The sequence below is a fragment of the Skermanella sp. TT6 genome (assembly GCF_016653635.2).
GTDB classification, from domain to species: Bacteria; Pseudomonadota; Alphaproteobacteria; order Azospirillales; family Azospirillaceae; genus Skermanella; species Skermanella cutis.
In genome coordinates this window covers 715836-736493 of record NZ_CP067420.1, presented here as the reverse complement: position 1 = coordinate 736493, position 20658 = coordinate 715836, and the positions used below count along the sequence as shown (strand labels likewise).

Here is a 20658-nt window from a genome sequence, read left to right as displayed (position 1 = left end):
GTCACGGGATTCGGGACGGTACCCGTACGCGGGCCTCGGTGAAGCCGTCGGCCTCGTAGCTCAAGCTTCCCCCGACCTGATCCACCAGCGCGGCGACGATCCTCAGACCGGCCCTGCCGGACGCCCGCGGGTCGAAATCCGCCGGCAGCCCTCCCCCCGAATCCCGCACCGACAGGGAGAGGCCGCCGTCCGTTCCCGCGTCCAGCCGGATCGCGACGTCGCAGCCGGCATCCTTCCGGCAGCCGTGGAGCACGGCGTTGGTCGTCAGTTCGGTCATGATGATGGCCATGGCGATGGCCACCTCGACCGGAACGACGGCCGGATCGGCGGTGACCGAGACCCGCTCCTCGGCCCCCAGGCTCCGCGCGAGTTCGTCGGCGAGGCCGGGCAGCAGGGTCGAAAGGTCCAGGGCCGTGACGGCTTCCGCCTGGAGCAGCCGGCGATGGACCTGGCCCAGCGCCATGATGCGGTTCTGGGCCTCCCGGAATGTCCCGAGCAGCCGGGGATCGCTGATCTGCGCCGCCTGGAGCTGGAGGAACGCGACGGCGGTCGCCAGGCTGTTGCCGACCCTGTGGTTCAGTTCCCGCAGCAGGACCGCCCGCTCCCCGACCATGTCCGCCTCCCGCCGAGCCATGCGGGCCGCCTGCCCGAGCAGCACGCCCAGGATCAGGACCTTCGCGCAGCCGAGCGCCCCTCCCCCGTACAGGGCGCAGTCGCCCAGGCGGTCGATCCAGGCGATCCGCTCCTTCAGGTCAGCCTCCTGGCCGGCCTGGAGCGCCTCGATCCGCCGGTCGACCTCGGCGGCGTCGCCGGGACCGTCGGGCTCGTCCAGCCTCTCCCGGACGAAGCCGACGAGCCGCTCCAGTTCCGCGCGGTTCGCACCGTCCCCGGCTGCCACCCGGGAGAGGGTCGAAAGCGCCTCCCCGACCTCGGCGATGCGCTCGCGGAGGAGGTCGGGCCGCTCCGCTCCGGGAGCCGCCGCCCGGTCGAAGGCGCCCCGCAGGGTCTCCAGGGCAAAGCGCGTCTCGTAAGTGGTGCGGACCGCCTGTTCCCGGGATTCGACCTCGCGGAACAGCAGCAGGAAGACCGCCGTGAGCCCGGCGACGAAGACCACCGTCAGGACGGCCACGAACCGCAGCCGCCGGGTCAGGGAGCGCGCCAGCAACAGGGACCGGTCCGGCTCCCGGGATGCCGCGCCCAGGACGAACGGGTCCAGTCCTACCGCCACCGGACACCTTCAACTTTATTGAAAAACCCGAGCAAAAAGACGTCCCGCCGTACCAGTAAAACCTGTATCGAACGGGACATAGATCATGAAGGACCGAAAAACCCTTCCCCGAATGGATAATCCTCGGAAATTCGGCAAGGAAATCTCGTCCCGCCGCACAGGGGATCATGCCGAAGGTTCGAGATTTCCTTGGTATTCCGGGACCGAACGCTTGGGAATTCCTGTCATCAGGTCGCATGCAGCGGCACCGGCCCTTGGCCTTCCGGCCGGCGGGCGCCGCTGCGTCTTGCAAGCGGCCCGGGCCGCCTATTCGGCCGCTTCGGCCGGCTCCGTCTTCTGGTGCGGAAATCCGGTCAGCGGACCCATGGCGTGGCGGTCGCGCTCGAAGGTGACATCGCTCTGCATGTAGAGCGCCACCAGTTCGGCCAGGGAGCGCAGCGCATGGACATGGGTACGCTCGTAGCCGTGGGAGCTGTCCACGCCGAAGCAGACCAGGGCCGTGCGGATGTCGTTGCCGGCCTCGATCGCGGCGGCGCTGTCGCACCGGTAGAAGCGGAAGATGTCGCGCTGGTGCCGGATGTCGTAGTCCGAGCACAGGTCCAGCAGCTTGTGGGTCAGGTGGTAGTCGAACGGCCCGGTGCTGTCGGCCATCGCGATGGTGACGCCCGATTCGCGGCTGTTCTGTCCCGGCGCCGGGGTCGCGTTGTCGATGGAGACCATCTCCGCCACGTCGCCGTGCAGGACCGACGAGGCTCCCGAGCCGACCTCTTCCGAGATGGTTAGCAGCAGATGGCAGTCGACCGGAAGTTCCACGCCGGAGTCGAGCACCGCCTTGGCCGCGCCGAACAGCACGGCGACGCCCGCCTTGTCGTCCAGGTGGCGGGAATTGATGAAGCCGTTGGGCTGGAACTCGGGCTGCGGGTCGATCGCCACGAAGTCGCCGACGTTGAAGCCGTGCCGGATCAGGTCGGCCGTGTTGGAGCAGACCGCGTCCACCCGGACCTCCAGGTTGGTCCAGGCGACGGGCTGGGAGTCGATCTCCTCGTTGTAGGTGTGGCCCGACGCCTTCAGCGGCAGGATCGTGCCGCGGTAGGAGCCGTGGTCGGTGAAGATGGTGCAGCGGGCGCCCTCGGCGAACCGGGCGGACCAGGTGCCGATGGCGACCACTTCCAGCCGGCCGTTGGGCTTCAGGCCCTTCACCTGGGCGCCGAGCGTGTCGACATGGGCGACGATCGCCCGGTCCGGGCTGTTGAGCCGGCCCTTGATGTCGGCGCGGATCGCGCCGCGCCGGGTCAGCTCGAACGGGATCCCCAGCCGTTTCAGCTCGCGCCCGCAGAAATGCACGATCTCGTCGGTATAGCCGGTCGGGCTCGGGATCTTCAGCAGGCTCTCCAGCATGGACAGGACATAATCCATGTCGATCGCCGGCCGGGCCGGGGGGGCGAGCGCCTGGCCGTCCGGCGCGTTCGAAGTCGCCTGCGATCTTTCGGTAGGTAGGCCTTGCATCAGATTGAGCTTCTCGCTTCGTTATCTCTATCCATTGGACAATAGCTTGGTATTGGGGAAGAGAAGGTCAACAAAACGTTCGGCCGTGGGCTGAGGTTCATGATTGGCAAGGCCGGGGCGTTCATTAGCCTCAATGATGACATAGTCGGGCTCCGTCACCGACGGCACGAGGAAATCGAAACCGACGACGGGTATATCCAATGCCTTGGCGCCGGCGATGGCGGCATCCACCAACGTCCTGTGCAGCCGGTCCGTGACATCGTGAATAGTGCCGCCGGTGTGAAGGTTGGCGGTCTTGCGGACCGGCAGGACCTGCCCCTCCGGCAGCTTGTCGGTCATGGAGTAGCCGTTGGCGGCGACGCATCGTTCCGTCTCGGCATCCATGGGAATGCGGCTCTCGCCGCCGGTCGCGGCGGCGCGGCGCCGGCTCTGCGCCTCGATCAGCTCCCGGACGGTGTGCTCGCCGGTCCCCGTCACCTCGGCCGGCCGGCGGATCGCCGCGGCCACGACGCGGTAGTCGATCACGATGATCCGCAGGTCGTCACCCTGGAAGAACTGCTCCAGCAGCACGGTCTCCGCGTGGTTGCGCGCCTCGGCCACCGCCTTGGCGACCGCCTCGGGCGTGCGGACATCGACCGTGATGCCCTTGCCCTGTTCGCCCCGCGCCGGCTTGACCACGATCGAGCCGTGCTTCTCCAGGAAGGCGGCGTCGTCCTCCGGCTTGGCCGCGGCCTGCTGGGCTGGGACCTTCAGCCCCGCCTTGACCATCAGCCGGCGGGTGACCGCCTTGTCGTCGCAGCGGCTCATGGCGACCGCGGTGGTCAGCTCGCTGAGGCTTTCCCGGCAGGTGATCGACCGGCCGCCGTAGCTGAGGGTGAAATAGCCGCCCTCGGCGTCCACCACGTCGACCCCGATGCCGCGGCGCCGGGCCTCGTTGATGATGATCATCGCGTAGGGGTTCAGCGTCTCGTCGGGCGGCGGCCCGACATAGAGCTTCTCGTTGATCGAGTTCTTCGTCTTCAAGGCGAACACCGGCACCCGCTGGAACCCCAGCTTCTCGTAGAGGGCTATGGCATTGACGTTGTCGTGCATCACGGACAGGTCCATGAAGCTGCGGCCGCGGGCCTGGAAATGCTCCGCCAGCGTCCGCACCAGGTTCTCGCCGATCCCGGGGAACGGAGCCTGCGGATCGACCGCCAGGCACCACAGGGACGAGCCGTTCTCCGGGTCGTTGAAGGCCCGCCCGTGGTCCACGCCGGTGACCGAGCCGATCACGTTGCCGGTCGCCGCATCGACCGCGACGAAATAGGTGAGGACCCGGCTGTTGCGCTTGTCGTGGAAGAAGTGGGGCGGGACCTGCACCATGTTGCGGCTGGCATAGATGCGGTTGATCGCCTCGGCGTCCTCCACCGTCCGCAGCCGGCGCACCGTGAAGCCGCGCGGCCGGCGCCGGCTCGGCCGGTAGTTCTCCAGCCACAGCCGGTATGTATGCGACGGGTCGAGGAACAGCTCCTGCGGCGCCAGCGACAGCGCCACGTGCGGGTCGCGCAGGTACAGCGCGATGTCGCGCCGGCCCGGCGTCTCCTCCCGCAGCGCCCCGGCCAGTTCGGGCAGGGCGGGGAAGGTATGGGCGAACAGCAGCCGGCCCCAGCCGCAATCGACCGTCGCGTTCTCCTCGTAGCCGGTCTGGTCGGGATGGTGCTGGTCGCGCGAGTACCAGTTGCGGAGCGACGGCGCGTTGCGCCGCTCCAGACGATGCTGGGACCTTGGGTTGGAAGGCTGGGTCATGCTCAGATGCCGTGTGTCTGGAGCCAGAATTCCAAGAGGGCCACCTGCCAGAGCTTGGAGCCGCGGAGCGGCGTGATGTGGCTGTCCGGCTCGGCCAGAAGTCGATCGACGTAGTCGCGCTGGAACAGCCCGCGCTCGCGCGCCCTGGGCTCGTTCAGCACGTCGCGGACGAGGTCCAGGTAGGGTCCGCGCAGGTACTTCAGCGCGGGCATCGGGAAATAGCCCTTGGGCCGGTCGATCACCTCGGACGGGACGACGCGGCGCCCGGCCTCCTTCAGGACGTATTTGCCGCCCTCGGCGATCTTCAGCTCGGGCGGGACCCGCGCCGCCAGCTCGACCAGGTCGTGGTCGAGGAAGGGGACGCGGCCTTCCAGCCCCCAGGCCATGGTCATGTTGTCCACCCGCTTGACCGGGTCGTCCACCAGCATGACGGTGGTGTCGAGTCGCATGGCCTTGTCGATCGGCCGGTCGGCGCCGGGCTGGGCGAAATGGCGCTCGACGAAGGCGCGACTGTGGTCGTCGCCCACCATGCGCGGGTCGAGCACCCGGGCCATCTCGGCCTGGTCGCGGTCGAAGAAGACGCGCGCGTAGTCCGACACGGGGTCGCGGCTCTCCATCATCGGCGGATACCAATGGTAGCCGCCGAAGATCTCGTCGGCCCCCTGCCCGCTCTGCACGACCTTGACGTGCTTCGCCACCTCCTGCGACAGCAGGTAGAAGCCGATCGCGTCGTGGCTGACCATCGGCTCCGCCATGGCGCGGACGCAGTTCTGCAGTTCCGGCAGGGTCCGGCTGCTGTCCACGAACAGCTTGTGGTGGTCGGTCTCGAACCGCTGGGCGATGATGTCGGAATATTGGAACTCGTCGCCGCGCTCGTTGCCGACGGTCTCGAACCCGATCGAGAAGGTCTGGAGCCCGTGCTGCCCGGCCTCGGCCAGCAGCGCCACGATGATCGAGCTGTCGAGGCCGCCCGACAGCAGCACGCCGACCGGCACGTCGGACACCAGCCGCCGCTCCACCGCCTTGCGCAGGGTCTCCAGGACGAGGTCCTGCCAGTCGCTCTCGGAGAGGCTTCCGTCACCGGCCTGCGGGCCGAACTTGACGGTCCAGTAGACCTCCTCGCGCTTCGTCCCGTCGGGTTCGATGGTGAGCAGCGTCGCGGGCGGCAGCTTGCGCACGCCCTTGAGGATGGTCATGGGAGCCGGCACGACCGCGTGGAAGCTCATGTAGTGGTGCAGCGCCACCGGATCGATGTCGGTATCGATGCCGCCGGCCGCGACGAGGGCCGGCAGGGTCGAGGCGAACCGGATCATGCCCGGCGTCTCGGCCAGGTACAGCGGCTTGATGCCGAGCCGGTCGCGGCCCATCACGACCCGGCCGCTCTCGCGCTCCCAGATCGCGAAGGCGAACATGCCGTACAGCTTCTCGACGAAGCGCGGCCCCCAGGCATGGTAGGCCTTCAGCATCACCTCGGTGTCGCCGTGGGAGAAGAACCGGTAGCCCTCCTCCTCGAGCCGGGCGCGCAGTTCCGGGTAATTGTAGATGCAGCCGTTGAACACGATGGTCAGGCCCAGGGCCGGGTCGACCATGGGCTGCTGGGCGGCGTCGGACAGGTCGATGATCTTGAGGCGGCGGTGGCCGAACGCCACGCGGCCCTGCGCGAAGGCACCCGCGCTGTCGGGGCCGCGCGGCGCCAGCACGTCGGCCATGGCATTGACCGCCCTGCCGTCGGCGGCGCTTCGATCGAGCCTTATCTCACCGCAAATGCCACACATGGGTTGTCTGATCTCCTGCTTGTTGGTCGGCCCGCGACGTCGTCGAAAGCACCTCTGGTCAAGGGGAGCGTCACCCTGTCGCGGGCAACACCGGGGCAGCGGAAGCACGCTGAAGTGCTCGGTCACAGCATAAACACATTCCGGGCGAATAAGTTCGGAAGGATCACGCTCAGTAGGCACGCCACCTTCCGATAGTAAAAACTACCGAATCCGATGCGCTTTCCAAGTCCATAAAGTTATCGGCTGGGCGAGAATGAGCCGTTTACTGCCCCAGTTTCCAGAACCTTACTGCACAAAATTTGTACACTTTAAGATCGCCGCAACGCGATCGGCCATTTCCGTGAAATCCGGCAGGGTGGGCAGGTTTTCCCCTCTACCGCAGTGAAAGCTCATGACACAAACTGTATGCGTGCCAAACAATTACGCCTTTCTAGGCAAGGTATTGCGGTTGTGATAGAGACCCATTGCTACGAGAGAGCTTTCGTACGAAGAGATTCTAAGAACAACGGAGTACTGAGAATGTTTCGTTCCTGGCGTGTCGCCTGTGCCGTTTCTGCCCTGACTGCAGCCCTGTTCGCCGCCGGCACCCCGGCCCCGGCCAGCGCCCAGGAAGCTGCCGCCTTCAAGCCGAAGGCCGCCGGCGACTTCAATGTCCGCCTGCGCGGCATCGGCGTGGTGCCGACCGAGCGCGGCGGCATCAAGTTCAACGACGGGACGCCGACCGGCCTGGACGCCAAACTCGGCAACGACTACGTCCCGGAAGTCGACTTCTCCTACTTCGTGACCGACAACATCGCCCTGGAGCTGATTGCTGCCACCACGAAGCATGAAGTGGACGCGGGCACCGCCATCGGCCTGGGCAGCGTGTGGCTTCTGCCGCCGACCCTGACCCTGCAGTACCATTTCGCTCCCAAGGAGCGGTTCAGCCCCTATGTCGGTGCCGGCGTCAACTACACCATCTTCTACAACGAGAAGAGGGGTGAGGCTCAGTCGATCAAGTATGACGACAGCTTCGGCGTCGCGCTGCAGGCCGGCTTCGACTACGCGATCTCCGGCCCGTGGTCGCTGAACGTGGACGTCAAGAAGCTGTGGCTGAGCACCGACGTCAAGGCAAGCGTCCTTGGCGGCGTCCCGGTGAAGGCCGACGTGGACATCAACCCCTGGATCTTCGGCGTCGGCATCGGCTACCGCTTCTAAGCCGGGCCGCACCGTCGGATCGCGGGAAATGCGGGCTTCGGCCCGCATTTTTCGTTTGGGCTGCCGGCGGAGGCGGATCGGCCGATGCCGGTCGGCGACCATTTCGGCAGGGCAGGCGCCGATCTTTCCACGGATGAACACGGATAGGCAGGGATGGACGCGGATCAGCAGGCGTGGTGATGCCGGGTGCCGCTTCGCTCTGTCCGACCTACATGGAACTGGTTTCGCCACGGATAAGGGAAACCGGGGTCAGACCACCATTTCGCACCGAGCCTTCCGAATGCCTATCTTCCGGCGAAATGGTGGTCTGACCCCGGTTTCCCGCCGCCGCGAACACCTCGCCACAATACGGTTGCGCTACAGGGCGCCCCTTTTTCGCTCATGCGCCAACCGGCATGAGGGAGTTTGCACGCGGATGATCGGATCAAGTCCGGGCATGACGAAAAGGGAGCGTCGCGGCCCGTGACGATCGCTTTTGCGGTCCTAGCGAAACTGTGCCGGACAGCCGGGGGTGTTCCCTTCCTTCATGCGCGGGCTTGAGCCGCGCATCCACGTGCAAGCTCCCTCACTGGTTCTCGGGATAGGCCTTCGGGCGGACGGCGGCGTGGCCCTCGTATTCCCCGCGCAGTTCGTCCACCACGGTGCCCGACCACAGCTTGACGCCTGTGATGTAGGCGGCCCGGCCGATCATGTGGGAGGCGACCGGCACGGTCAGGAGCAGGAAGAAGATCGCGGCGATGGCGCGGGCGACGATCTCGTCGGTGCCGTACAGGACCGCCACCGCCGCCAGGATCATGCCGGCGCCCAGGGTGCCGGCCTTGCTGGAGGCATGCATGCGGATCAGCACGTCCGGCAGGCGCAGGACGCCGAGCGCGCTGACCAAGGAGAAGGCGGCGCCGCCGAGCAGCAGCACGCCGGCCAGGATCTCCAGGATAGTGCCGATCATGGGCCGGGCTCCTCGATCTTGCGTTCGTGGCGTCCGCGCCGCTCCAGGAAGCGGGCGTAGGCGACCGTGCCCAGGAAAGCCACCAGGGCCAGCGCGATGGCGGCGTCCAGGAAGACGGGCTTGTCCTCCCGGATCGCGAACAGGGCGATGACGCCGACCGCCAGCAGGGTCAGCAGGTCCAGCGCCACGATCCGGTCGGGCAGCGAGGGCCCGCGGACCAGCCGGACGAAGGCGATCAGGATCGAGACCAGCAGGACGATGAAGGTGATCTCGATCGACCAGTTCAGGAAGGGCGACAGGTCGCTTCTCATCGCGTCAGCTCCAGAAGGCGGCGCTCCATGCCGTTCTTGATCTCGGCCCGCACCTTCTCCGGGTCGTCGATGAACATGGCGTGGACGTACAGGGACTTGCGGTCGGGCGCCACGTCGAGCGTCAGGGTGCCCGGCGTCAGCGTGATCAGGTTGGCGAGAAGCGTGATCTCCAGGTCGGTCCGGGCATCGATCGGCACCCGCACCACGCCCGGCTTGGCATAGATCGGCGGGGTCACCACGTCCCAGGCGACCTTCAGGCTGGATACCACCAGTTCCTTCAGGAAGTAGATGAAGAAGCCGATGATGTGCCACAGCTTCCAGAAATACGGATCGTTTCCGAACACCGGCCGCGCGATCCACAGCACGGCGTAGCCGACGGCGAACCCGATCATCAGGCCGCCCATGCTGAAGGTGCCCGTGACCACCTGCCAAACGATCGCCAGGGCCAGGTTGAACATGAACATCGTCATGGCTGCGCTCCCGCGTGCTCCGCGCCCGGCACCCCCGCCTGGGGACCCAGCACGGCCTCGATATAGGGTGCGGGCGCCAGCAGTTCGGCCGACGCGCGGGTCGCCAGGTCCAGGAACGGCTGGGTCCACAGGCCTATCGCGACGGTCAGCGCCGCGAATACGACGATCGGCCCGATCAGCAGCGTCCTCTCGGTCGCGGTCAGGTCCGAAATGGACAGCACCCGGGCATCGCCGCCGGGGTGGGGCTTCCAGAAGGCCTCGCCCCAGATCTTGGTCATGGAGAACATGGTCAGCAGTCCGACCAGGATCGCGGTCGCGGCGATCGCGTAGGACCCGATCTCCAGGCTGGCCCGGATCAGCACCAGCTTGGCCCAGAAGCCCGACAGCGGCGGGATGCCGCCGAGGCTGAGCGCCGGGATCAGGAACAGCACCGCCAGCAGGGGCGACGCCTTGTAGAGCCCGCCGATCTTCTTCAGCTCCATCGACCCGGTCAGCCGCTTCGCGACGCCGGCCACCAGGAACAGGTTGGTTTTGACGATGATGTGGTGGACCAGGTAGAAGACCGCGCCGATCAGGCCCAGCGGCGTGTAGAGCGCCAGCCCCATGACCATGTAGCCGATCTGGCTGATGATGTGGAACGACAGGATGCGGCGGATCTCGTTCTGGGCCGCGGCCCCGAGAACCCCGGTCACCATGGTGAGGCCCGCCACCACCAGCAGGGCCGTATGGGTGTAGGCCACGTCGCCGGTGAAGATCAGGGTGAAGGTGCGGACCAGGGCATAGACGCCGACCTTGGTCAGCAGCCCGGCGAAGATCGCGGAAACCGCCACCGCGGGCGTGTGGTACGAGGCCGGCAGCCAGAAGAACAGCGGGAACACCGCGGATTTTATGCCGAACGCGATCATGAAGAGGACGGCGACCGTGGTGACCAGCCCCTGCTGCTCGACCTGCGGCAGACGTACGGCCAGGTCTGCCATGTTCAGCGTCCCGGTCAGCCCGTAGAGGATGCCGACCGCGATCAGGAACATGACCGTGGAGACCAGGTTGATCGCGGCATACTTGATGGCGCCGTCGAGCTGCTCCTTCTCCGCTCCCAGCGCCAGCAGCGCGAAGGAGGCGATCAGCATCACCTCGAACCAGACATAGAGGTTGAACAGGTCGCCGGTGATGAACGACCCGGTCACGCCGGTCAGGAGCACGTGGTAGAGGGGGTGGAAGCCGTTTCGCTCCCGGTCCTCGTTGATGTCGGACAGGCTGTAGAGGCCGACCCCCAGCCCCATGATGCCGGTGATCAGCACCATGACGGCGCTGAGATGGTCGGCCACCAGGGTGATGCCGAACGGCGCCGGCCATTCGCCCATCTGCCCGGCCAGGATGCCGCCCTGCCAGACCTGCGCCATGAGCAGGATGGCCGTGACGAGATGGAGGCCCGCGCCGGCGGCGCTGACGGCGCGCTGGGCGGCGCGGTTGTTCCACAGCAGGATGGCGAGCACCGCGGTCGTCATGGGGACCACGATGGGAGCGATCAGGTACCAGCTCACGATGCGTCGCTCCCGGCAGGTTCGCGTCCCGCGGGCTCGCGCCCGGCGGGTTCGCCTATGTTCCCGACCCGGCGGGCGGCATCCCGGACATGGATCCGCCGGGGCTCCTCGGGTTCGGGGATGTCCTGGTCGGGGTGCGGCGGTTCGGCCAGGCGCATGCGGTCGCTGTCCACCGTGCCCAGTTCCTGGTAGCCGCGATAGACCAGCACCAGCGCGAAGGCCAGGAGGCCGAAGCTGATGACGATGGCGGTCAGGATCAGCGCCTGGGGCAGCGGGTTGGAATAGACGCCGGTCAGCTCCTTGGCGCCCGGGGCGATCAGGGGCGGCAGCCCCTCGGTCATGCCGCCGGCCGCGAAGATGACGAAGTTGGCCGCGTTGCTCAGCAGGATGAGGCCGAACAGGACGCGCACGAGGTTGTGGCTCAGCAGCAGGTAGACGCTGCCGGCGGCCATGAAGCCCAGCGTGAAGGCCATGAGGGTTTCCACCTACACGTCCTCCTCTTCCAGGGACAGCACGATGGTCAGCACCGCGCCGATCACCACCAGGAAGACTCCGACGTCGAACACCAGCGGCGTGCCGACATGGAAGGCGGCGTCGCCCTCGCCCCAGTGGAGCCATTGGCCGGTCAGGAAGGCGTCGCCCGGGAACGCCGACAGGAGGCCTGCGACGATGGCGAAGAGCATCCCCACGCCCGCGATCGTCTTAGGGTCGAAGCCGAGGACCTGGCGCAGCGCCGCCGGACCGTAGGCGATGGAGTGCAGCGCGAAGGCGCTGGCGGCGATCAGGCCGCCGATGAAGCCGCCGCCGGGCTCGTTGTGCCCGCGCAAGAGGATGAAGAAGGAGAACAGGAGCATCAGGCTGAGCAGGAGCCGGGTCGCCGTCCTCAGGATCAGGCTGTCCATCATGGCCGGTCTCCGGTCTTTACGGTTTCGACGGGGGTCGGTTCGGGCGCCCTGCGCCGGGGCCGGGCCTTCAGCAGGGCGAAGGCGCCCAGCCCCGCGGTCGCGACCACCAGGATCTCGCCCAGAGTGTCGACCGCCCGGAAATCGACCAGGATCACGTTGACGACGTTGCGGCCGAAGCCCTCGGTGTAGCTGCGGGTCGCGAAATACTCGCTGAGGTCCAGCGGGATCGGCAGGTCGATGACCGCCAGCATCACCGCCGTGACGACCGCGCCGAACGCGATCGAGATGGCGGCGTCCCGAAGGGCGCTGCGCCGGCTGGGCCGGGCGAACGCGGTCAGGCGCGGCAACCGGGCGAGGACCAGGGCCACGATGATGACGACGAGCGTCTCGACCATGAACTGGGTGATCGCGACGTCGGGCGCGCCGTAGAGCAGGAAGATCAGCGCGATGACGACGCCGACCACGCCGAGCGACAGGATCGCGACCAGGCGCGACCTGGCGACGACGGCGGCGGAGGTCGCCGCGATCACTGTCAGGGCCAGGGCCCAGGCGGTGTAGGGCGCCTCCAGCACGGAGGTGGAGGGCATGGTGAAAGCCTGCTGGACCGCCATCGTGGCGCCGATCGCCACCGTCGTGAAGACGACCGTGAACATCACGTAATGGCGCAGATAGCCGGACTGGATCACCCGCGTCTGCCACCAGGCGACGCCGACCAGGCCCTTCAGGATGCGGTCCCATCCGCCGTCGGAGTCGTAGCCCAGGGCCCGCGCGACCCCGTCGAGGGCGGCCTTGACCCGCGGCCAGGAGACATAGAGCACCGCGCCGAGCGCCACGGTCACGAGGCTGAGCCCCAGCGGCGTGGTGAAGCCGCCCCAGAGATAGATGTGGACCTCGACCGCCTCCCCCGCCAGCGAGGCGGCGACGGGCACCACGAACAGGCGCTCCAGCACCCCGTAGAACACGCCCAGCCCGAGGCCGACCGCGGCCAGGACGACGGGGCCGAGCCAAAGGCTGACCGGCGCCTCGTGGGCGTGCTTCGGCGTCTCGACCTTGGGGCCGAGGAAGGGCTTGAGGAAGACGAGGCCGGCGGTGACCAGCATCAGGGCGTTGGAAACCAGCATGGCCAGGGTGGCGATCCAGCCGAGCAGCGGCATGCCCTCGCCGGCCATCCCGACCGTGCTGGAATACATGAATTCCTTGCCGAGGAAGCCCAGGAACGGCGGCAGGCCGGCATTGGACATGGCCGCCAGGCCGACCGCGGCCGCGGTGACCGGCATCAGCCTCAACAGGCCGCCGAGCTGGCCGACCTCGCGCGTGCCGGTCTCGTGGTCGATCGCCCCCACGCCCATGAAGAGCGCGCCCTTGTAGCAGGCATGGGCGAGCAGGTAGACGGCGAAGGTCTCGACGGCGTAGACGCTGCCGATGCCGATCAGCATGGTCAGCTGGCCCAGCGCCGTGATCGTGGTATAGGCCAGGATCCTCTTCAGATCGGTCTGCCGGACCGCCAGGATCGCGCCCAGCAGCGACGTGAAGGCGCCGAATCCCACCAGGGTGTAGATCCAGACATCCGTCCCGCCCAAGGTCGGGGAGAGCCGCGCCATCAGGTAGACGCCCGCCTTGACCATGGTGGCCGAGTGCAGGTAGGCGCTGACCGGGGTCGGCGCGTCCATGGCGTTGGGCAACCAGAAATGGAACGGGAACTGCGCCGACTTGGTGAAGGTGCCGACCAGGATCAGGATCAGGATCGCGAGATAGAGCGGATGCTCGCGCAGCAGGTCGCTCTGCCCGGCCAGCTCGCTCAGCTCGAAGCTGCCGCCCACGATCCCGAGCAGGATCAGCCCCGCCATCATGACCAGACCGCCCAGCGAGGTCACCAGCAGCGCCTGGAGCGCGGACCGGCGGGACTTCGGGCTGTCATGCAGGTAGCCGATCAGCAGGAACGACGTGACGCTGGTCAGCTCCCAGAAGACGATCAGCGAGATCACGTTGTCGGCCAGCACCACGCCGAGCATCGAGGCCATGAAGGCCAGGATGTACAGGAAGAACCGGGGCAGCATGGGATCGCCATGCAGGTAGCCGCCGCAATAGATGACGATCAGGGTGCCGATGCCGCAGACCATCAGCGCGAAGGTCAGGCTGAGCCCGTCGAGATAGAACGACAGGTTGACATCGAGACCGGGGATCCAGGGCACCACCTCGCGGACCACGCCGCCCGCGGCGATTTCCGGGAGGAACCCCGCGAACCAGACGGTCAGCGCCGCCGGAACGACGGCCAGGACCCATCCGCCCAGTTTGGGCAACCTGCCTGCGACAATTGGCGCAACCAGCGCCCATGCAAAGATGCCGAGAATAGCACTCAGCATCGGCGGAATTCCTCCGCGGGTTCCATGCTTCCCCCTGCCCACCGGGTGACTGTATGATTTCATTCAAAAAGACTGGGGCTATATGGGGTTCGGCCGGCTTGTTTCAACAGAGGGGTTTTTATTTGTATTTTAAGAAGCGTCCGTTTGCCGCGAGCCAGCGACAGCTTGCCACGCGCAGCCCGAAATCCATGCGCCTATAGTCGGGGCAAGAGAGACAGAGTTGCAGGGGTGTTAGATGTCCGACCGCGCTATCGTGGCGCTGGGAGTGTGGCTCCTATTGCTCGTACTCATGGGCACCGCCACGATCGGGATCGCCATCGCCTTTTACATCGGCCTCGGCTCGGTGATGGCGGTGATGGCGGCTATCCTTTTCATCGCCTCCCGCCGACGGGCCGGCGGACGGCACGCCGGCGCCGGCCCGAGGGGGGCCTAGTCCCGGCGGCAATCCCGGCGCCAAATCCTGCGGCGCGCCCTACTCCTCCCCCACCACCATCCGCCCGGCGGGGCCGCGGGCGAACAGGTTGGGGCTGTACATGTCCTCCACATAGGCTCCGGGCAGGGCGTAGTCGCCCGGGACCACGGCCCGCGCCAGATAGACCAGCCGGAAGGCGGGCCGGTCGGGCGTGAGGTCCAGTTCGGCGACGAAACGGTCGTCGCGGAACTCCACGTGGTTTGCGGCGCTGAGATCGCCCAGCCAGGACAGGTCGCCGAGCTGCCCGCTGTCGGCCAGCCGGACATTCTCGATCTCCAGCCCGGCCGGCAGCATGTCCACGACCAGCGCCTGGTGCTCCTCCTCGCGCAGGCTCTCGCCCTCCAGGATCACCACCAGCACCTTGCCTTTCGCCACCCCGGCGGGATCGACCGGGGCGCCGTCGGTGCCGAGGATGGTGCGCCGGATGGCGAAACCCTCGGCATCGGCCGGCAGCGGGCTCGCCGGAACCCCCGCCAGGGTGACCGACCGGTAGAGCGGCACGGCGCCGGCGTTCTCCACCGGGATCGCCGGGGCATCGGGCCGGAGCCGGCGGTACAGCGCGCCGGGCACGGTCACGGGCTGGCCGTCCAGCACCATCTTCGTCTCCCCCGCCTTGGACGCCAGGGCGGCGGCCGCGTTCAGGACCCAGGCCCGCTCCTGGGCGCTGGTCGCCTCGGCGTCGGCCAGCAGGGTAGCGAGCTGCTGGGCGAGCCCGGCCAGCCGGTCCCGGCCGCCGCCGGCCTCGGCCAGAAGCGCGATCAATGCTGCCTGGTCGCGCAGTTCCGAGCCGAAATCGCGCATGCCGGCAGGCTCCGCGCGGGCGCGGTCGAGCCGGCCGAAGGCTTCCGCCGCGCGGTCGGCGTCGCCCAGCCGGGCGAGCGCCCCCGCGACCTGGGCGCGGGCCAGCCGGGTCGGCAGGGCGTTCCAGTGGGTTTCCTGGAAATAGCGCGCCTCCGCCGGATCGACCGCCTTGCTGCCCGCCAGGGTGTAGAGGGCGTAGGCCCGGGCCGCCAGTTCCGCCTCGTCGAACCAGGCATTGTCGAGCACGCCGTTCAGCCACTCGACGCCCTTGCGCCAGGGCATCTCGGGCACCCGGTAGCCGGCCTGGCGCGCGCGGCCGAGGAAGTCGAGCGCGTAGGAGGTCAGCCAGAGCTCCCCGGGTCCCTGGGGCGACCACATGGCGAAGGCGCCGTCGGACCGCTGGACGGAAACCAGCCGGTCGATGGCGCGCTGGACGCGCTGGCGGACCTCGGCCTCGGAGGCGATCTCCAGCGCCGCCATCACGGGGCCGAGCTGGAGCAGCGGCATCGCCCGGCTGGTGATCTGCTCGGCGCTGCCATAGGGGTAGCGGTCGAGCGACAGCAGCAGTCCGGGAAGGTCCAGGTCGGGCATGGTCCCGACCGCCAGCATGACGCCGACCGTCTCGCGGCGGAGCGCCACCGGCTCGGGAACCGCGTCGGGCGAGACGGCCGACTTCCGGCCGGGCTCGATCAGCTCGACCCGGCGGCGCGAGACGGCGGGCTGGAGACGGCGCACGCCGACCGCCCATTCCCGGGTCACGGCGAGCCCGTCGGGGCCGGTGATCTCCACCCGCACCAGTCCGGCGCCGACTCCGGTGCCGGCGATGGTCAGCGGCACCGTCACCGGCTTGCCGGGCCGGACCCCGCGGAGCGCGACCTCGCCGCCGGAGCGCAGCTCGACCATCCCTCCGGTGGCGAAGCGCAGCGCATAGTCGCCGCCCTTCTGCCCCCGGTCGGTCAGGGTCAGGGAGACCTGCGCCACGTCGTCGGGCGCCAGGAAGCGGGGAAGCCCCGGCTCGACCAGGAGGGAGTCGCGGACGGCGGCGGTCGCGGTGGCGCTGCCGACCTTGCCCGGCGTCCAGGCGACCGCCATCAGCCGCAGCCGGCCGTCGAAGTCGGGGATTTCCAGCGGGACCTCCGCCGTGCCGTCGGGGCCGACCGTCACGATTCCGGAATGGAGGGCCGTCATCTCCCTCCGGAGCGGCGGCGGCGGGTCGCCCGGCCGGCGCCGGACCGGCGGGACCATGGCCGGCCGCGCGCCCGTCGCGGCCATGGCGCCGTTCCGGTCCGCCAGCGGTCCCCCGACGTCCCGCAGGTCGACCTCCAGCGGTCGCCGGCCGAGATAGTGCATCGCCGGATCGGGAGCGGCGAAGTCGGTCAGCCGGAGCATGGCGTCGTCCACGGCCGACAGGGTCAGGCGGACCTGCGCGCCCTCCTCCGCCCCGCGCACCGTGACCGGGACGCGGACCCGGCCCCGGGGAGCCAGGTCGGCCGGGGCGGCGATCGAGACGTCGAGACGCCGCGGCGCCGGATCGACCGCGAGCCACGCGCTGCCGACCGCCCGGCGCGACGCGGCGCCGTGGGCCGGCTCCGCCGGGGCGAAGGCGGTGGCGACCACATGGACCCCGGCGGTCCAGGACGGATCCACGGGGACATCGAGGAAGGCGCCCTCCGGCCCGATCCGGCGCAGCACCGTCTGGTGGACCGCCCGCCCGGCGACGGCGACCAGCACCTGGGCCTGGTAGGGCGGCTTGACGAAGACCTTGGCCGTTTCGCCGCCGGAATATTTCGGCAGCATGACCGCCACGTCCACCTGGTCCGGGCGCTCGCCCGCGGTCGGCGTGACCCACCAGCCGGCCGAGAACCGCAGGCTGGTCGCGACGCCCGTTCCGGTATCGAAAACCTCCAGCCGGTAGCGGCCGGAGCCGACCGGCTGCTCGATCGCGGCGCGGCCGTCGGCGGGCGGTTCCGCCGCGACCGCGAGCGTGCCGCCGGTCACCCGCTTGTCCTTGACCTGCGCCCGGTAATCCCAATGGCCGTCCGCCTCGAACCAGGCGTAGTCGTATTCCTCCTCGTACAGCTCGTAGGACAGGGAGGGCCGGTCGAGCGGCGCGCCGTCCGGCCCGACCGCGACCACGTCGAAGGTGGCGGTGGCCCCCTCCGGCACGGCGTCCCCGCCGAAGCGGGGCCTGATCCCGATCGCGAAAGGCTGGTGCCGGACCGGGAGGGCGATCTCGCGCACCGCCGGACGGCCGCCTATGTCGTAGAGGGTGCCCTGGATCACGGCTTCCAGCGCCTGGCTGGTGTCCGGCGGCTCGGGGAGGCGGAGCTCGACCCGCGCCACCCCGTCGGGACCCGTGACGAAGCCCGGCGCGTCGGTCCGCAGCGGCTCGAACGGCTGCTGGACCAGGCCGAAACGGTAGCCGGCGAAGCGGGGATACGGCTCGGCCGCGCGGCGCAGCGTCACCGCCAGCTCGCCCGGCAGCTTCGCCGCCGGCCCCGCCCGGCGGTACCGGCCGTCGATCCGGAGCGCGAGAGTGCCGCCGGCATCCGCATGGTCGCGGTCGGCGGCGAGGCCGACGTCGAGGCGCGGCGGCACGAAGTCCTCCACCGCGAAATCGACGCGGCCGACCGGCGCGCCGTCCGGCTCCAGGTGGGCGGTGACGGACCATTGCCCGGCCGCGGCGGGGCGCGGCAGCTCCAGGCCGAGGCGGTAGCTGCCGGCCCCGGCGTCGGCCGCCTGCCGCCGGTCGACCTCGAACCCGTCGGGGCGGAGGATCCTCAGGGTCAGGGCGCGCCCCTCGACCGCGGCGGCGCCGGAATCGCGCAGCAGGGCGTTGAGGAACACCGTCTCCCCCGGCTGGTAGAAGCCGCGGTCGGTGTAGAGCCAGGCGTCCAGGGGCGACGCGTCGGCGCCGGGGCCGGCGCGTTCCGACGGGTCGGTCGCGGCGGCCACGTCCAGGAACGCCATGTCGCCGGACGCGCCATAGGCGAAGACCGCCTGCGGCGCGCCGCCGCCGGTGCCGCGCAGGGTCTCGCGCGGGAAGCGGGCGATGCCGTCCGGCCCGGTCGCGAGCTTGCCCAGCTCGGCGTTGCTGCGCGCCAGCAGGCGGAGCTCGACCCCCGGCACGGGCTCGGCGGTGGTCAGGCTGCGGGCGAACACCAGCAGCCCGTCCTCCCCCGCGAAGGTGGTCAGCCCCAGGTCGGAGACGACGAACCACTGGGTGGCCTTGGCCTCCCACGACTCGCCCTCCCGGTCGGCGTTGCCCGCGACGGCGAGATAGACGCCCGGCTTCAGCGCGCCGACCGAGGCGCCGACGACAGCCTCCACCGGGAAGGGCGTGACGACGGCCTGGTTCCGCCGGTCGCCGGTCGCCATCTCGCCCTGCCAGACCTGGGTGCCGCTCCGCTCCACGATGCCGCCGACGTCCAGCTCGGTCAGGGCCTGGCTGATCCGGCCGTAATGGATCTGCTCGACCAGGGACCGGTCCTCGATGCGCAGCACCTGGAGCCGGGCGCGCGCGACGTTGACGGTGCGCAGCGGCAGCCCCTCGGCGCCGACCTGGGGCAGGACGTAGCCGGCGCCCCGGAAGGCCAGCATGGGCTTGCGGTCCGGCACCGCCACGTCGAAGCGCGCGGCTTCCCCCAGCGCCGCCCCGTCGGCTCCCGGCAGCCCCTGCTTCAGCGTCACGCCGTATACGGCGCCGTGCTCCAGTCCTTCCAGGCAGAGGGTGGCGCCGCGGGCGACCGCGGCGACGTGCACGGGCGGCTCGACCTCGACCTGCGCGGCGTAGTCGGTCCGGGAGGATTTCCCCAGCGGGCGGGTGAAGGTGAAGCAGGCCTGGGGAACGTCGCGCTCCGCCAGGATCTCGACCCCGGCGACACCGAAGGCAGCAGGTTCCGGGACCGGGTCCGGTGCGGGTTGCTGTGCCGGAGCGGCCGCCGGACACCCAAGGGCCATGGCGAGAGCGAGCCCGAACGGACGCAGTATGCGCATGAAACGACAAACCCCGAAGCCGACAAAAATAACCAGCAGGCGCCGTGCGGCACCTGCTGGATCATGGCGCCGGATTATGGCGCAAATCATTCAAATGCGCCTCAGAAATAGCGCTTGAGCCGGGCGACGGCCTCGTCGAGCAGCGCATCCTGCTTGCAGAAGCAGAACCGGATGAAATTGCGCACCGGGCTTTCGGCGAAGAAGGCGCTGACCGGGATCGCGGTGACGCCGGCCTCTTCCGTCAGCTTCAGGCAGAAGGCCACGTCGTCGCCGTCGAATCCGGTGGAGGAGATGTCGGCGATCAGGAAATAGGTGCCGCCGCTGTGCAGCACCGACAGCCCGGCCTCGCGCAGGCCGGCGGCCAGCCGGTCGCGCTTGGCCTGCATCGACGCGGCGAGTCCGGTGAAATAAGCCTCCTCCTTGGCCAAGCCATAGGCGACCCCGGCCTGGAGGTTGGGCGCGGTCGTGAAGGTCATGAACTGGTGGGCCTTGGCGACGGGCTGGAGCAGCTCCGGCACCCCCGTCACGTAGCCGATCTTCCACCCGGTCAGCGAGAAGGTCTTGCCGGCGGAGCCGACCCGCAGGCAGCGGTCGCGCAGCCCCGGGATCGTGATCAGCGGGATGTGGCGGGCGCCGTCGAAGACCAGGTGCTCGTACACCTCGTCGCAGACCGCGTAGGCGTCGAAGCGCCGCATGAACTCGCCGATCAGCTCCAGCTCGGCGCGGGAATAGACCTTGCCGACGGGGTTCAGCGGGTTGTTGAGCACCAGCGCCTTGGTCTTCGGGCCGAACACCCGCTCCAGGTCCTCGCGGGTGAAGCTCCAGTCCGGCGCCTTGAGCGTCACGATGCGGGGAATGCCGCCGGCCAGCCGGACGATGGGCAGGTAGCTGTCGTACATCGGCTCGAACAGGACGACCTCGTCGCCCGGCTCGATCAGCCCCAGCAGGCAGGCGCCCAGCGCCTCGGTGGCGCCGGAGGTCACCAGGACCTCGCGCGCCCAGTCCACCTCCAGCCCGTAGAACCGGCGGGCGTGGGCGGCGACGGCCTGGCGAAGCTCCGGCGTTCCCATCATGGAGGGGTACTGGTTGTAGCCGTCCAGCAGCGCGTCGGCCGCCGCCCGGAGCACGTCGGCCGGGCCGCGGTCGTCGGGAAACCCCTGCCCCAGATTGATAGCCCGATGCTTGAGGGCCAGTTGCGACATCACCTCGAACACGGTGGTGGGCATGTCGCGGAAGAGAGGGTTGCCGACTTTGGCGGTCATGATGGGATCGGGCGCTTCTGTGGACACGGGAGGCGGGAACTTAGCCGATCGGACCCGGCGGGTCGATGGGCTATGCCGCCCGGACGCCCTTCTCCCA

Annotated in this window: 15 protein-coding genes; 2 read left to right on the top strand and 13 right to left on the bottom strand. The window is 69.1% G+C overall.

The features are described 5' to 3' along the window. Nucleotide 1: 1 nt before the first annotated feature. From IGS68_RS03395 to IGS68_RS03380, 4 genes are all read right to left on the bottom strand, one after another. Nucleotides 2–1228, bottom strand: a complete 1227-nt coding sequence (locus IGS68_RS03395) for a sensor histidine kinase (RefSeq protein ID WP_201077325.1) — start codon at nucleotides 1226–1228, stop codon at nucleotides 2–4. A gap of 306 nt (nucleotides 1229–1534) precedes the next feature. Then, nucleotides 1535–2734: an osmoprotectant NAGGN system M42 family peptidase gene (locus IGS68_RS03390; RefSeq protein ID WP_201077324.1), complete on the bottom strand. Its 1200-nt coding sequence runs from the start codon at nucleotides 2732–2734 to the stop codon at nucleotides 1535–1537. A gap of 27 nt (nucleotides 2735–2761) precedes the next feature. Continuing rightward, complete coding sequence (gene ngg, locus IGS68_RS03385) at nucleotides 2762–4522, bottom strand: N-acetylglutaminylglutamine synthetase (protein WP_201077323.1); 1761 nt, start codon at nucleotides 4520–4522, stop codon at nucleotides 2762–2764. Between the two features lie 2 nt (nucleotides 4523–4524). After that, nucleotides 4525–6297, bottom strand: a complete 1773-nt coding sequence (locus IGS68_RS03380) for an N-acetylglutaminylglutamine amidotransferase (RefSeq protein ID WP_201077322.1) — start codon at nucleotides 6295–6297, stop codon at nucleotides 4525–4527. Between the two features lie 519 nt (nucleotides 6298–6816). Here IGS68_RS03380 and IGS68_RS03375 point away from each other — a divergent pair. After that, on the top strand, nucleotides 6817–7494 hold the full coding sequence (locus tag IGS68_RS03375; RefSeq protein WP_201077320.1) for an OmpW/AlkL family protein: 678 nt from the start codon (nucleotides 6817–6819) through the stop codon (nucleotides 7492–7494). Between the two features lie 565 nt (nucleotides 7495–8059). Here IGS68_RS03375 and mnhG read toward each other — a convergent pair. From mnhG to IGS68_RS03340, 7 genes are read right to left on the bottom strand one after another with little or no spacing between them, the layout of a single operon-like run. After that, on the bottom strand, nucleotides 8060–8440 hold the full coding sequence (gene mnhG / locus IGS68_RS03370) for a monovalent cation/H(+) antiporter subunit G (protein ID WP_201077318.1): 381 nt from the start codon (nucleotides 8438–8440) through the stop codon (nucleotides 8060–8062). Continuing rightward, nucleotides 8437–8751, bottom strand: a complete 315-nt coding sequence (locus tag IGS68_RS03365) for a monovalent cation/H+ antiporter complex subunit F (protein ID WP_201077316.1) — start codon at nucleotides 8749–8751, stop codon at nucleotides 8437–8439. Before IGS68_RS03365 ends, mnhG begins: the two co-directional genes overlap by 4 nt. Further along, nucleotides 8748–9221: a Na+/H+ antiporter subunit E gene (locus IGS68_RS03360; RefSeq protein WP_201077314.1), complete on the bottom strand. Its 474-nt coding sequence runs from the start codon at nucleotides 9219–9221 to the stop codon at nucleotides 8748–8750. Before IGS68_RS03360 ends, IGS68_RS03365 begins: the two co-directional genes overlap by 4 nt. Then, on the bottom strand, nucleotides 9218–10762 hold the full coding sequence (locus IGS68_RS03355; protein WP_247881159.1) for a Na+/H+ antiporter subunit D: 1545 nt from the start codon (nucleotides 10760–10762) through the stop codon (nucleotides 9218–9220). Before IGS68_RS03355 ends, IGS68_RS03360 begins: the two co-directional genes overlap by 4 nt. Further along, a complete protein-coding gene (locus IGS68_RS03350) occupies nucleotides 10759–11247 on the bottom strand; it encodes a Na+/H+ antiporter subunit C (RefSeq protein WP_201081047.1) in 489 nt (162 codons plus the stop codon). The genes IGS68_RS03355 and IGS68_RS03350 overlap by 4 nt, the downstream gene beginning before the upstream one ends. After that, nucleotides 11248–11667: a Na+/H+ antiporter subunit B gene (locus IGS68_RS03345; protein WP_247881158.1), complete on the bottom strand. Its 420-nt coding sequence runs from the start codon at nucleotides 11665–11667 to the stop codon at nucleotides 11248–11250. Next, on the bottom strand, nucleotides 11664–14030 hold the full coding sequence (locus IGS68_RS03340) for a putative monovalent cation/H+ antiporter subunit A (RefSeq protein ID WP_201077312.1): 2367 nt from the start codon (nucleotides 14028–14030) through the stop codon (nucleotides 11664–11666). Before IGS68_RS03340 ends, IGS68_RS03345 begins: the two co-directional genes overlap by 4 nt. Before the next feature lie 235 nt (nucleotides 14031–14265). Between IGS68_RS03340 and IGS68_RS03335 the strand changes: the two genes are divergently transcribed. After that, nucleotides 14266–14463: a hypothetical protein gene (locus IGS68_RS03335; protein ID WP_201077310.1), complete on the top strand. Its 198-nt coding sequence runs from the start codon at nucleotides 14266–14268 to the stop codon at nucleotides 14461–14463. A gap of 39 nt (nucleotides 14464–14502) precedes the next feature. Here the strand turns inward: IGS68_RS03335 and IGS68_RS36130 are convergent, their stop codons facing one another. Continuing rightward, complete coding sequence (locus tag IGS68_RS36130) at nucleotides 14503–19299, bottom strand: alpha-2-macroglobulin family protein (protein ID WP_201077308.1); 4797 nt, start codon at nucleotides 19297–19299, stop codon at nucleotides 14503–14505. A gap of 101 nt (nucleotides 19300–19400) precedes the next feature. Further along, a complete protein-coding gene (locus tag IGS68_RS03325; RefSeq protein ID WP_201077306.1) occupies nucleotides 19401–20561 on the bottom strand; it encodes an aminotransferase in 1161 nt (386 codons plus the stop codon). Nucleotides 20562–20658 lie beyond the last annotated feature (97 nt).